The organism is Candidatus Nitrohelix vancouverensis (assembly GCA_015698305.1).
GTDB lineage: Bacteria > Nitrospinota > Nitrospinia > Nitrospinales > VA-1 > Nitrohelix > Nitrohelix vancouverensis.
The window spans coordinates 897,371-909,307 of record CP048620.1; the positions used below are offsets into that span (position 1 = coordinate 897,371).

General features: G+C 53.1%; 12 protein-coding genes. 6 read left to right on the top strand and 6 right to left on the bottom strand.

The window, feature by feature from the left end:
• Nucleotides 1–52 precede the first annotated feature (52 nt).
• The 3 genes from G3M78_04400 to G3M78_04410 form a co-directional block, all read right to left on the bottom strand.
• The gene (locus G3M78_04400) at nucleotides 53–2,551 is read right to left on the bottom strand and encodes a leucine--tRNA ligase (protein ID QPJ64670.1); all 2,499 of its coding nucleotides are present in this window, start codon (nucleotides 2,549–2,551) and stop codon (nucleotides 53–55) included.
• Nucleotides 2,552–2,723: 172 nt separating this feature from the next.
• Complete coding sequence (locus G3M78_04405) at nucleotides 2,724–3,155, bottom strand: energy transducer TonB (protein QPJ64671.1); 432 nt, start codon at nucleotides 3,153–3,155, stop codon at nucleotides 2,724–2,726.
• A 176-nt stretch (nucleotides 3,156–3,331) separates the two neighbouring features.
• Nucleotides 3,332–4,120, bottom strand: coding sequence for a hypothetical protein (locus tag G3M78_04410; GenBank protein ID QPJ64672.1), 789 nt, complete (start codon nucleotides 4,118–4,120; stop codon nucleotides 3,332–3,334).
• Nucleotides 4,121–4,402: 282 nt separating this feature from the next.
• Here G3M78_04410 and G3M78_04415 point away from each other — a divergent pair, with 282 nt between their 5' ends.
• Nucleotides 4,403–5,065 carry a class I SAM-dependent methyltransferase gene (locus G3M78_04415; protein QPJ64673.1) on the top strand — a complete coding sequence of 221 codons (663 nt, stop codon included), beginning with the start codon at nucleotides 4,403–4,405 and terminating at the stop codon, nucleotides 5,063–5,065.
• A gap of 10 nt (nucleotides 5,066–5,075) precedes the next feature.
• On the opposite strand, the gene G3M78_04420 is transcribed toward G3M78_04415, so the two are convergent.
• The gene (locus tag G3M78_04420) at nucleotides 5,076–6,071 is read right to left on the bottom strand and encodes a TIGR00341 family protein (GenBank protein ID QPJ64674.1); all 996 of its coding nucleotides are present in this window, start codon (nucleotides 6,069–6,071) and stop codon (nucleotides 5,076–5,078) included.
• 153 nt (nucleotides 6,072–6,224) lie between these two features.
• On the opposite strand from G3M78_04420, the gene G3M78_04425 reads away from it, so the two are divergent.
• The 3 genes from G3M78_04425 to G3M78_04435 all read left to right on the top strand — a co-directional run bounded on the left by G3M78_04425 (nucleotide 6,225) and on the right by G3M78_04435 (nucleotide 8,924).
• Entirely contained in the window at nucleotides 6,225–7,319 is a 1,095-nt protein-coding gene (locus G3M78_04425; protein ID QPJ64675.1) for a mechanosensitive ion channel family protein, read from the top strand.
• 180 nt (nucleotides 7,320–7,499) lie between these two features.
• The gene (gene msrB, locus G3M78_04430) at nucleotides 7,500–8,609 is read left to right on the top strand and encodes a peptide-methionine (R)-S-oxide reductase MsrB (protein ID QPJ64676.1); all 1,110 of its coding nucleotides are present in this window, start codon (nucleotides 7,500–7,502) and stop codon (nucleotides 8,607–8,609) included.
• A gap of 45 nt (nucleotides 8,610–8,654) precedes the next feature.
• Nucleotides 8,655–8,924 (top strand): hypothetical protein, encoded by a 270-nt coding sequence (locus G3M78_04435; protein ID QPJ64677.1) that lies wholly within the window; start codon nucleotides 8,655–8,657, stop codon nucleotides 8,922–8,924.
• 18 nt (nucleotides 8,925–8,942) lie between these two features.
• On the opposite strand, the gene htpX is transcribed toward G3M78_04435, so the two are convergent.
• On the bottom strand, nucleotides 8,943–9,821 hold the full coding sequence (htpX, locus tag G3M78_04440) for a zinc metalloprotease HtpX (protein QPJ64678.1): 879 nt from the start codon (nucleotides 9,819–9,821) through the stop codon (nucleotides 8,943–8,945).
• Between the two features lie 349 nt (nucleotides 9,822–10,170).
• Between htpX and G3M78_04445 the strand changes: the two genes are divergently transcribed.
• Complete coding sequence (locus tag G3M78_04445; protein QPJ64679.1) at nucleotides 10,171–10,791, top strand: hypothetical protein; 621 nt, start codon at nucleotides 10,171–10,173, stop codon at nucleotides 10,789–10,791.
• Between the two features lie 25 nt (nucleotides 10,792–10,816).
• Nucleotides 10,817–11,515 carry a tetratricopeptide repeat protein gene (locus G3M78_04450; GenBank protein ID QPJ64680.1) on the top strand — a complete coding sequence of 233 codons (699 nt, stop codon included), beginning with the start codon at nucleotides 10,817–10,819 and terminating at the stop codon, nucleotides 11,513–11,515.
• A 206-nt stretch (nucleotides 11,516–11,721) separates the two neighbouring features.
• Here G3M78_04450 and G3M78_04455 read toward each other — a convergent pair whose 3' ends face one another.
• Complete coding sequence (locus G3M78_04455) at nucleotides 11,722–11,934, bottom strand: hypothetical protein (protein ID QPJ63872.1); 213 nt, start codon at nucleotides 11,932–11,934, stop codon at nucleotides 11,722–11,724.
• Nucleotides 11,935–11,937 lie beyond the last annotated feature (3 nt).

Below are 11,937 nucleotides of genomic sequence, written 5' to 3' on the forward strand. Positions count from 1 at the left end.
GTAGGCGGCGCCTTGGGTTTGAGTTCATTGCATCGTTGAACGCTTCGCGAATCTATTTGACCACAATATTGACCAGTTTGTTCGGCACGACAATCACTTTTTTGATTTCCTTGCCGTCGATCCATTCCTGCAGTTTCGGGTCCGCGAGGCATTGCGCTTTGAGATCGTCCTGCGCGATACCGGCGGGGGCGTTGATGCGCTGGCGCACTTTGCCGTTCACCTGCACGACGATGATGATTTCGTCGGACTGCGTGAGCGCGTCCACATAATTCGGCCAGGGCGTTTCCACCGCCGCCGTTGTTTTATCCAGCTTCGACCAGAGTTCTTCGGAGATATGCGGGGCGAAGGGATTCAGAGCCAGGGTCAGCGTTTCCATCGCTTCGCGAATGACGGCTTGATAGGCGGCGTCCTTGTTCAGGGCTTCGGCGCTCTCGCGGAAGGCGTAAAGGTGATTGACGAATTCCATGATCGCGGCGATGGCGGTGTTGAACTGGATTCGCGTTTCGATATCTTCGCGGACGCGGCGCAGGGTGATATGCGTCATGCGTCTGAGTTCTTTCAGCGCGGTCGGCAGATCGGCGCCCGCTTCGGGTAGAGGATGCGCGTTTTTAGCGTCGTCGAGGAATTCATGAAAAATCTTCCAGGCGCGTTTCAGAAAGCGGTAGCAACCTTCAACGCCCTGACTGTTCCATTCCAGATCCTTGGCGGGCGGCGCGGCGAACAGAATGAACAGGCGCGCGGTGTCGGCGCCCAGTCGTTCGATGATCTCGTCCGGGTCGATGACGTTGCCCTTGGATTTGGACATCTTGGCGCCGTCTTTGATGACCATGCCCTGCGTGAGCAGATGCGAAAAAGGCTCGGCAAAATCGACCAGTCCCAGGTCTTTGAAGACGCGATTGAAGAAACGCGAATACAAAAGATGCAGGATGGCGTGTTCGATGCCGCCGACGTATTGATCCACCGGCATCCAGTAATTGACTTCGTCGCGGTTAAAGGGAACGCGGTCCTCGCGCGGCGTGGTGTAGCGGTCGAAATACCATGAGGAACAGATAAAAGTATCGAGGGTGTCGGTTTCCCGTCGCGCAGGTTTATTACATTTTGGACAAGGCGCGTTTAAAAACGAATCCATCGTTCCCAGAGGCGATTGTCCCTTGTCGCCGAGCTTCACATCGAGCGGCAGTTCGACGGGCAGGTCCTGCTCCGCTACCGGAACCAGACCGCAGTCGTCGCAATGGATGATGGGAATCGGCGTGCCCCAGTAGCGTTGGCGCGAAATGCCCCAGTCGCGCAGGCGGTAGTTGACGGTGCGCTTGCCGAGTCCTTTCGATTCGAGATACTCGCCGACCTTCTGAATGCCTTCGGCGCCGACGTAACCGTCGAATTCTCCAGAGTTCGCCATCACCCCTTCGCCTGCGAAGGCTTCGGTCATGGTGGCGCCGTCGAGCGCTTCGCCTTCGGGTTGAATGACGGGTCGTATGGGAATGTCGTATTTGCGCGCGAAGTCGAAATCGCGCTGGTCGTGCGCGGGCACGGACATGATGGCGCCGGTGCCGTAATCCATCAGGACAAAATTCGCGGTCCAGATCGGGACGGCCTCGCCGTTCATCGGGTTGATTGCGTAAGCGCCAGTGAACACGCCTTCTTTCTCGCCGCCTTCGGCGGTGCGGGCAATCTTGTCCTCCTTCTGCATCTTTTTCATGAAGTCGGCAACCGCGTTTTCCTGACTCGTGCCTTGAGATAATTTTTTCGTGAGCGGGTGTTCCGGCGCCAGGGCCATGAAGGTGGCTCCGTAGAGCGTGTCGGGTCGGGTGGTGAACACTTTAATGGTCTGGTTCGAGTCCCTGGTCTTGAAATCGACTTCGGCGCCGTAGCTCTTGCCGATCCAGTTGGTCTGCATGGTCAGCACCTGCTCCGGCCAGGAACCGCTGAGTTCCTTGCATCCTTCGAGCAGGCTGTCTGCGTAATCGGTGATTTTCAGGAACCAGCCTTCCTGTTCTTTTTCTTCGACGGCGGAGTCGCAACGCCAGCACAAGCCGTCGATCACCTGCTCGTTGGCGAGTACGGTGTGGCAGGATTCGCACCAGTTGACGCGGGAATTTTTGCGATAGATCAGGCCTTTATTCAGGAATTGAAGGAAGCACCACTGGTTCCATTTATAGTAGCCGGGGTGGCAGGTGGCGATTTCGCGGTCCCAGTCGTAACTGAAACCGAGGCGTTTGATCTGCCGTCGCATGGTTTTGATATTTTCGTAAGTCCAGTCCGCCGGATGGCTCTTGTTCTTGATCGCCGCGTTTTCCGCGGGCAGGCCGAAGGCGTCCCAGCCGATGGGGTGCAGGACGTTGAAACCGAGCATGCGCTTGAAACGCGCCAGCGCATCGCCGATGGCGTAGTTGCGCACATGGCCCATATGGATGCGCCCGGACGGATAGGGGAACATTTCCAGCAAATAAAATTTTTCTTTGGCGGCGTCTTTTTCTACTTTGAAAGAACGGCGTTCTTCCCAAAAAGCCTGCCACTTGGCTTCAATCGTTTTGAAATCGTACTCGGACATGGAATCGGCGACTTAAAGAATCGTTTGTGGTTTACAACATCGATGGAATGAACCGTAGGGGTTTATACGAATGCGATGTCTTGCCTCTTGTTGGTCGTCTTCAGGAGCGAAGGACCCGTACGCGCAGGCTTTCTCAATAATATCGGAAACGCTTGAAATAATCCAGCGCGCTTTAAGGCGACGCCGGGTCTTTGGGCAGGTAGGAGAAACGAAAACGGATGTCGATACTTTGCTCCTTGAAGGAAGCGGGAAACGGCGGAAAGGGTTCGCTTGCTTTCACAGCGTCGCGAGCGGCTTGTTTGAGTTCTCTGTAACGCGATGAAGACTCGACGGATCCCGTCAGAATGGTTCCATCGCGGTCTATGGTGACGCGCACTTCGACTTGCCCGGTTTTTCCGTCGAGCGCGGCGGATTGCGGGTAGCTCCAGTGGCTCAGAACCTGCCTTTGCAACTGGGAAAAATAATGAACGGCGACGGGGTCGGGACCCGCCTGAGAATTTTCAGCGCGAACTTCGTGCGCGGCGAGACTCAGGATCAATGAAACAAGCGCGGTGATGTGTGATATGCGAAAAAGCATTCCGAGCGTTTTGATTGGGTTCATCATGGATTGAATTTGAAATTTGTATCATCCAGAGTCGGCGAAAGCAAGCAGAGAATTATCTAAATCAATTGATTTTGCACGGTTTATTGAGTCGCGCTCCGGTAGCTGGTTCGCTGGAGGCGGTCTTGCGCTGGCGGGGGTGCAGCCTTGTAATGTCTGGAGAATCGGGGGACGAAGCCTTAGCTCATCGATGTCAATTGTTCGGGCAGGGGCGCGCCGATGGATTTCAAATACTCGATGACCCTTCCGAACTGCGGGTCGTTGAGGGTCGAGGGGGAGATCGGCAGGTCTTTCGGCAATCCTTCCAGTACCGTTTCGAACTGATCCCGAAATTCCTGAGGCAATTCGATGTTATTGGATTTCAAATACATGAGCAGACCGGGGTCGAGCAGGATATGCGGCGGCAACATCGAAAGCGTTATTTTTGGGCTATCGTCGCGTTCCCGAGTTGGAGCGATGGCGCGCTTGGCGATGGCGCGTCGGGCTTCGACCTGGGGGCGTTCGGATTGCGTGGCGTCTTTTCTTGGCGTTCCTCCGAGCAACCAGATTCTGCTGGCGCTGACTTCGTCGGCCCAGAGTTCCACCCGGCTGTATTTGGCGAGCAAGCCTTCCACGGCTTTCCGCCAGTCCGGCGCGGAGATATTGGCGCTCACCAGCGTGTCCGACAATTCCCGATTGACATGAAATTCCAGCCCGGTTTCGTCGGAAATATTTTGCAGAATCGCGCCGAGGGGCAGGTTGCTGTATTGGATCACAACCCCGCTGGAATGCGTTTGAGCCTGCGGCACGGGGACGGCTAAACGCGGAGCAGGGGCCAGAGATGGCGCCTGTGGCGACGGCAAGGGCTCGGGGTTCATGCGAAAGCCCAGGTTCGCGTGCGCGTATGGGAATAGGATCAGGGTCATCAGCAAAGCCAGCAACCCTTTAAAACGCCAGTTCATGAAGCCTCCCGCTTCATATTCAAGCATGAAAAAATCAACTTACGTATGCGCTGGTTGGAAGGAGCGGCCTTGATGGGTCTCAGGGGAAGCCGCCCCGGGTTCATTGAACCCGACTGAATGATAGACTGCCGAAGAAATATTGACAAGGTTTAAGTGAAAGCAATCGTCAATTTATCAACCTTTTCTAATTTTTAGAGGCCGTGCCAGCGCCGGGGTGAAGCCTTGCCCATGCATCATTTCAAGACAAGGTAGCGGGGATTTGATACATTCTACAGGCGTCTGGAAATTATCAACAAATCGGATGGGCCTATGACTGATGAGAAGAATACCTGCAAGTTGTGCGATTCGTCCTGCCAGTTGTTTTATCAAGATAAGCGGAAATATTTTAAATGCGATTCCTGCGGTTTGATTTTTACCAACGACGCGCCGGGCAAGGTTGAAGAGGAAGCGCATTACCGTTCGCAATGGGAAGAGACCCAGCCGGAATTCTGGATCAGCCAGGCGGATGTGCTTTTGCAGATCATACGCAATTATCACGAGCCGCTTCAGATTCTCGATTTTGGTTCCGGTTCCGGCGAGTTGACGCGCGAGTTGCGAAGCCGGGATTTATCGGTGACGCCGCTGGAGCCAATGGAGCAGGGTTATTTGAAAGATCAGCAGTATCCGGGGTTATTCGATGTTGTCGTGGCGCTGGAGGTGCTGGAACATCTTCCGCAACCGCTTGAGGAATTGCTGGAAATCGATCGGGTCCTGGCGCCCGGAGGAATTTTCGTTTGTTCAACCGCCCTGACGAATGCCTTCCTCGATCACGCGTCCGGGAGGGACCAATTCGCACAGTGGTGGTATAAAGACGACCCGACGCACCTCTGCTTCTTCGGCAATCGCACTCTGGAAGCCCTGGCGCAACGCCTGGACTGGGGGTTGGATATTTACGGCGAGAAGGCGTTTGTGATGAAAAAACCGGGCGAATGATAATCGCGGATCAAAATTCTACGGTTTTGCGCAGATAAATCACCATGACCAATGCGCCTAGCGTGATGACCCAGAACGCGATATAAGCGATCATGGATTGACGCGCCTTTTCCTTTTCCATCCAGGTGCGCGGTTTGACGCCGCGGGCCAGGAACACGAGTTTTGCAGATAGATTCACGGCGACCACGTTGATCGCCAGTAGAAGAGTCGCTCCCCAGGCCAGTTCGAGTTGTCCTGCCCCGAGCATGAGTCCGACCGCCGCGGCGGGAGGCAAAAGGGCGACTGCGACCATGACCCCCACCAGAATACTCGGCAATCCCGTCGTCAACGACAAGACCGCCGCCGCGCCCGAGGCCAGGGCCAGCACGAGAGAATCGATGCCAACGTCGGTGCGGGCCATCAATTCATGACTTTCCAGATTGATGGGCAACCAAAGTCCAATGCCAAAAGACATCACGAGTGCGATAGCAAGACCAATCGCGCCGGTTTTTAAGGATTGAATAGTCAGGTCCACTCTGCCAAGGGCGGCGCCCAGGGCCAGCGCCAGATTGGGCCCGAGGAGCGGAGCGATCACCATCGCTCCGATGATGACAGCCACATTGTCTTTGAGCAATCCGATCGCCGCGACGATGGTGGACAGGAAAACCAGAAGCATGAAATTGAAATCGAGCCGCGCGCCTTTTTCGATGCTGTTGTAAAGCTCTTCGCGGGTGATGCTGACGCTTGAATATTTTTTCTTGTCTTTGTCGACGTCGTCTTTGTCGTTTTCGGGAAGCGTCGCTTCAACGGGACTGACAACGATTCGGGTTTTGGGGTCGGCGTCGATCACAGACTGCAATGCGTCGAGTACGGATTGGCGTTCCTCGTTGTCGACCAGTAGTTTGATGGAACGTCGACTGTCTTCGCCTTCCGGCCCCACCCAGAAATCTTCCGCTCCGAGCCGTTGCGCGACGGTTCTGATGGTGCGGCTATGATCCTTGTGCGCGATGATTTCAATGATTTTCATGGATTCAGAATTATCAGATTGAAGGCTGGAAACTTATAGTTTCGGTTGTAGAGGATGAGTCTGATTTTTTGAAGAAAAACGCTCTGGTTGACTTGTTGCGAACGCTGTATGCATAATGTCATTTCACACATTAACCATATTCCATAATTTTTTATGACTGAATTATTTCAAAAGTATATCCCTGCGTGGGTGATAGAGCAAGGTTATGTCGGCCAGGTCTTCTTTGTTGTGTTCGTGACCATGCTCGCCAATTTCATGCAAAAAAGAGCGCTGGTTCGTCTCGAGACAAAATTGCAGAAAACAAAAATGCATTGGGACGAGGCTCTGGTTTACGGCGTACAGAAACCGATTTCTCTGATCATCTGGGTCGTGGGACTTTCCTTTGCGGCTGAGATCGTGCGCAAGGCGACGGGGGCGCCGATTTTTGACGCGGTGCATACCATCCGCGACGCGGTGGTGATCGCTTCGATCGGCTGGGCCATCATTCGCTTCATCAGTTTCACGGAAAAATCGATTCTTGAAGAGGATAGCAGTCGGGATCGGGCGACGGTTGAAGCGGTTTCAAAATTATTACGTATTTCGGTCATCATCACGGCGACCCTGGTGGGTCTGCAGACGCTGGGTTACAGCGTTTCCGGCGTGCTCGCTTTTGGCGGCATCGGCGGCGTTGCGATTGGTTTTGCGGGTAAGGACCTGCTGGCGAATTTTTTTGGCGGACTGGTGATTTACCTGGATCGTCCCTTTGCGACGGGAGACTGGATTCGTTCGCCGGATCGCGACATCGAAGGAACGGTGGAAAAAATCGGCTGGCGTATCACGCGGATTCGTACCTTTGACAAACGCCCTCTGTATGTTCCCAATGCGGCGTTCACGACCATTTCCGTAGAAAACCCTTCGCGCATGCTCAATCGACGTATTTTTGAAACCGTGGGTATTCGCTATCAGGATGCGGGCAAGATGGAAGCAATCACGGGAAAGGTGCGGGAGATGTTGAGGCAACATCCCGAGATCGAAACGAATAATACCTTGATCGTCAATTTTAATAAATTCGCGCCGTCGTCTCTGGATTTCTTTGTCTATGCCTTTACGAAAACGAGAGACTGGGTGGAATACCATACGATCAAGGAAGAGCTCATGCTCAAGATTCTAGCCATCGTGGAAGAAGAAGGCGCCGAGGTGGCATTCCCCACCTCGACACTCCATTTAGGCGATCAGGAGATTTTGAAAAGTCTTCAGCAAAACAATTAGCGGGGCGGGCTTTTTATAATGGAGGAGATGTCTGGTTTGAATCGGTTGAATACGTTCCTCAGGTATGAATCCTGAGGGAGTTTTGTAAGGCTTTGTTCTTCACGAAGACCAAAGGGTATGGATTTAGCCGGGATGAACTTGTCGGTTTAAGAAACCGATTTCGACTCAAGGAGACGGACAATGCATTCTTTTTCCTTTAGAAAAATAGTTTTGGGCGTTTTAATCAGTCTGTTTTCCGCCGTTCCGAGCTTTGCAGATTCTGGCAAGGCGGAATCGCGGGCGTCGTCGAATTCTTTGCAGACGGCGATTTTTGCGGGCGGCTGTTTCTGGTGCATGGAGCCGCCCTTTGAAAAACTGCCGGGCGTGCTGGATGTCTTGTCGGGTTACACCGGCGGGAAAATGGAAAACCCGACTTATGAGCAGGTCTCTTCCGGCGCGACGGGTCATGTCGAGGCGGTGCAGATTCGCTTTGATCCGGCGGTGATCAGCTACAAGGATCTGCTGGAAGTGTTGTGGCGAAATATCGACCCGACGGACAAGGGCGGCCAGTTTGTCGACCGAGGCAGTCAGTATGCGTCTGGAATTTATTTCCTCAACGATACGCAGAGACTGGAGGCGGAGGCTTCGCGCGAGCGTTTGCAGAACAGCGGTCGTTTTGAGGGTCGCATTGTCACGCCGATCTTCGAGGCCGGACCGTTTTATCCGGCGGAAGAATACCATCAGGATTTTTACAAGAAGAGTCTGATTCGTTACAAAGTGTATCGATTCGGTTCCGGTCGGGATCGCTTCATCGACAAGGTCTGGGGCGATGACAGTGAATACAAGCCTGCGCCGGCTCAATACGAACAACAATCATTTCAAAAACCTTCTGCGGAGACGCTGATGAAACAGTTAACCGAACTGCAATATTATGTCACTCAGAAAAACGGGACGGAACGTCCGTTCGACAACGAATTCTGGGATAACAAGAAGCCGGGAATTTATGTGGATGTGGTGTCCGGCGAGCCTTTGTTCAGTTCGCTGGATAAATTCGATTCGGGCACGGGCTGGCCTTCGTTCACCCAACCGCTGGCGAGTGAAAATGTTGATACGAAGACCGATGAAACTCACGGCATGGTGCGGGTGGAAGTGCGCTCGAAGAATGCGGACTCTCATCTGGGCCATCTTTTCGAAGACGGCCCGGCGCCGACAGGTCAGCGCTATTGCATCAACTCGGCGTCTTTGCGTTTCATTCCCGCCGACAAATTGAAGGAAGAAGGCTATGAGCAATATGCGAAACTGTTTGAATGAGCTTGTTGACGACCCAAAGGTGAACGCTGATTTAAAGGAGGCGTGGTGACGGACGAGGAAGCTTTGGAACGCTATGGGCAGGTTCCCTTATATTTTTCACATTATTATAATTTCGTCTTCGTTTACAAAAGCGCCGTGCTAGAAGACGGCGAGCGGGTGTTTCTTCATCTTGGCGGGTCGATGGAACAGGTCTCCGCGATGGTGGTGGATGCGGAGGTTCCCATGACGCTGGAAGAGGATGGCGACGACGAATACGCTTATGTTAAAGACGCGGACAAGCAGACGCTATGGACTCAGGGAGACCCGCCGGATTGACCGGGGGTCTCTCTTTGTTTAGACCAGCGAATGCGCGCGTCCGCCAATGCGTTTCAACTCTGTGTTCAGCGATTGTAGTTTGGCGACACGCTTTTCAATCGGAGGGTGCGTGCTGAACAGGCTGGCAAAATCCACGCCCGCGAGCGGACTGACGATGAACATGTGAGCGGTCGCCGGTTCCGCGTTATGCATCGGCACCCTTTGCGCCGTTTGCTCCAGCTTGCGAAGCGCCGAGGCCAGCGGCGCGGCGTCTGCCATCAATTGCGCGCCTGTGGCGTCTGCCTTGTATTCCCGCGTGCGCGAGATCGCCATCTGAATGAGCAGGGCGGCGATCGGCGCGAGGAAGATCATCAACAAATGCAGAGCCGGGTGAACGTTTCTCTCGCCGCGTCCGCCGCCGAAAATCATTCCCCATTGCGCGATATTCGCGAGCATGCTGATGGCGCCTGCCAGCGTCGCGGCGATGGTTCCGAGCAGGATGTCGCGATTTTTGATATGGCCGATTTCATGCGCCATCACGCCTGCAAATTCCCTCTCATCCAGAATATTCAGAATGCCGTCGGTGAAGGCGACGGAGGCATGCTCCGGGTTGCGTCCGGTGGCGAAAGCGTTTGGTTGCTCGGACGGTATGTGGAAAATGCGCGGCATGGGTATCTCTGCGCGTCGCGAAAGATCGCGGACAATGCGATGCACGTCGGGAAACTCGCGTTCCGAAACTTCCTGGGCGCCGTACATGGAAAGGGCCAGTTTATCGCTGAAAAAATAGGCTCCAAAGTTCATGACCATCGCTATGATGAAGGCCATGACCATGCCTTCCTGGCCTCCCAGGGCCATGCCTCCCATCACCAGAAGAAGGGTCAGACTGGTCAGCAGTAGCGTCGTTTTAAACGTGTTCATGGTTTGTGTTTGCCTCTTTGATTTTAGGGTTTGACTGTTATGTAATTATAATAAGATCGCTTTTTGCGCTGTCAATTTCCCGCTGGAAAATAGTTTAAATGCATTGGGAGCCTGGTTCACAGGTTGATTTGCAGATCTTCCCTGGAGCGAAGGTTTTGATATGAAAAGGCGTTCGGGAATTGGAATAGGGAATGGTCAACTCCCGTTGACGCGCTCTATTGAAACGTCGTACTCTAGGGGCCGATATCATCCCGACATTGCGTTTCGCCGCAATTATACAGCGAACAGACTTGGAGTCTGTTCTGTGGAATACGGGTCAACGGGTTTAATAGATTGAGAGGAGAGGTCCATGCCAGGTATCAGTGAAATCCTGCCGGGTATCATCACCTGGTCGGAATTTTCAGAAGAAAAACAACTCAACTTCAACGGCTATTTCATGCGATGCGGCGATGATTCGGTTCTCATCGACCCTGCGCAAATGGATGAGGAGACCTTGCAGGATTTGCATGTGACGGTGGAACGGTTCCCCGATCAGGAATTGCGCGGCATCTATCTGACCAATGTTCACCATGAGCGCATGAGTCGTCAGTTGGCGGATCAGTTTGGAGTCCCGCTTTGGATACATGAAAAAGATAAGGACCTTCTGGAGACGCCTCCGAATCGCACTTTTAAAGACGGCGATACCCTGCCTTGCGGTTTGGTCGTCGTTGGTTTGCAGGACCAGAAATCGCCGGGGGAATCGTGTTTCTACCAGGCGGATCAAAAGATTTTGTTTGTCGGGGACGCTTTGATCGGCAAAGTTCCAGGCAAGGTGAATCAGTTGCCGGCGGATAAATTCAAGGATATCGCCAAGGCCTGCGCCGGCTTGCGGGTTCTTTTGGAATACGATTTTGAAGCCCTGCTGTTGGGGGACGGGGAACCGATCGTGACGGGCGGTAGACAGGCCTTATCAGAATTTTTAGACACTTAAACATCACCAGAAAAGAGTTTTGAATATGACGGAAAGCATGATCGCGGATTTGGAAAAGAAGCTGGAAGAGTCTTTGAGCGGTTCGGATCGTTACGAACAGTTCAAAGCTCACACGGCATTGGGTCAGGCGCATCAGTCGGGAAGGAATTTCAGCTCTGCCTTGAACAGTTTTCGCAAGGCGAATCAAATCATCGAAGATTACGGCAACAATAGCGAGGATCAACTGATCGCCCTGGCCAACCTGGGGAGCGTTTACTGGGAGATGGCTCAGCTTAAGAAATCCATGGACCTGCTGGAGATGGGTTTGCTCCTAACGAATAATATGGCGAATGTTTCTCTGCGCTCGCAATTTTTGGCGATGATCGGTATTTCATACTGGCGACAACTGGATTGGAATACAGCGTTTCTAAAGTTTGAAAGGGCGCGGCGAAATTGTCCGGATAAAAATCTGGATGCGATGAGAGAGGGCCTGCAATTGTTTCAGGGTTCCTGGGGGCGGGGCGTCGATACCTTGAACAATCGTCTGCAGATGTCGCGGAATCGCGGTGATAAAGAAAAAGTTCTTCTGGCGGGTTTTTCCCTGCTACCTCTCTTATTGTTCACCGGAAAGAAAAATGAGATCGCTCCCCTGCTGACAGAAATTCAGCCGCTTGCCGAATCTTTTTCAAAGGCGGATATTCTGGAAGCGATCCCGCGTTTTCAAAAACTCATGGGGATTTCATGATCGGAGCGCGGGGTTTGTTCGCAAGAGCGGATATTCTGGAAGCGATCCCGCGTTTTCAAAAACTCATGGGGATTTCATGATCGGCGGACGGGGTTTGTTCGCAAGAGCGGATATTCTGGAAGCGATCCCACACTTTGAAAACTCGCTGGATTCGTTTTAGATGTTTTTCAAAATGTCTGTTTTAGCGCCGTTGTCAGATGCGAATTTTATTGCGGGTCGTCTTTACGCTCAATCGCGTGGACAACTACTTTTCCCACCAGTTTCCCGTTAATATTGGGAGCCTGATTCCTTAAATACTCGCGCACCAGCATCACCGCGTGGCGGTCGTCTATTGCTTTGATGAAAATGCTGAAATCATCTTCGGAGCGGTCTGTGTCGCTCTGGATCACGCCTTTGACTTTAAAAAAAGACTCTTTCATAGT

What these genes read in the sequence shown, in the direction of transcription:
- G3M78_04420 (QPJ64674.1), bottom strand. Translation starts at nt 6,071, where the DNA reads ATGAAAATCATTGAAATCATCGCGCACAAGGATCATAGCCGCACCATC.
- msrB (QPJ64676.1), top strand. Translation starts at nt 7,500, where the DNA reads ATGCATTCTTTTTCCTTTAGAAAAATAGTTTTGGGCGTTTTAATCAGT.
- G3M78_04410 (QPJ64672.1), bottom strand. Translation starts at nt 4,120, where the DNA reads ATGCTTGAATATGAAGCGGGAGGCTTCATGAACTGGCGTTTTAAAGGG.
- G3M78_04400 (QPJ64670.1), bottom strand. Translation starts at nt 2,551, where the DNA reads ATGTCCGAGTACGATTTCAAAACGATTGAAGCCAAGTGGCAGGCTTTT.
- G3M78_04415 (QPJ64673.1), top strand. Translation starts at nt 4,403, where the DNA reads ATGACTGATGAGAAGAATACCTGCAAGTTGTGCGATTCGTCCTGCCAG.
- G3M78_04405 (QPJ64671.1), bottom strand. Translation starts at nt 3,155, where the DNA reads ATGATGAACCCAATCAAAACGCTCGGAATGCTTTTTCGCATATCACAC.
- htpX (QPJ64678.1), bottom strand. Translation starts at nt 9,821, where the DNA reads ATGAACACGTTTAAAACGACGCTACTGCTGACCAGTCTGACCCTTCTT.
- G3M78_04455 (QPJ63872.1), bottom strand. Translation starts at nt 11,934, where the DNA reads ATGAAAGAGTCTTTTTTTAAAGTCAAAGGCGTGATCCAGAGCGACACA.
- G3M78_04450 (QPJ64680.1), top strand. Translation starts at nt 10,817, where the DNA reads ATGACGGAAAGCATGATCGCGGATTTGGAAAAGAAGCTGGAAGAGTCT.
- G3M78_04445 (QPJ64679.1), top strand. Translation starts at nt 10,171, where the DNA reads ATGCCAGGTATCAGTGAAATCCTGCCGGGTATCATCACCTGGTCGGAA.
- G3M78_04425 (QPJ64675.1), top strand. Translation starts at nt 6,225, where the DNA reads ATGACTGAATTATTTCAAAAGTATATCCCTGCGTGGGTGATAGAGCAA.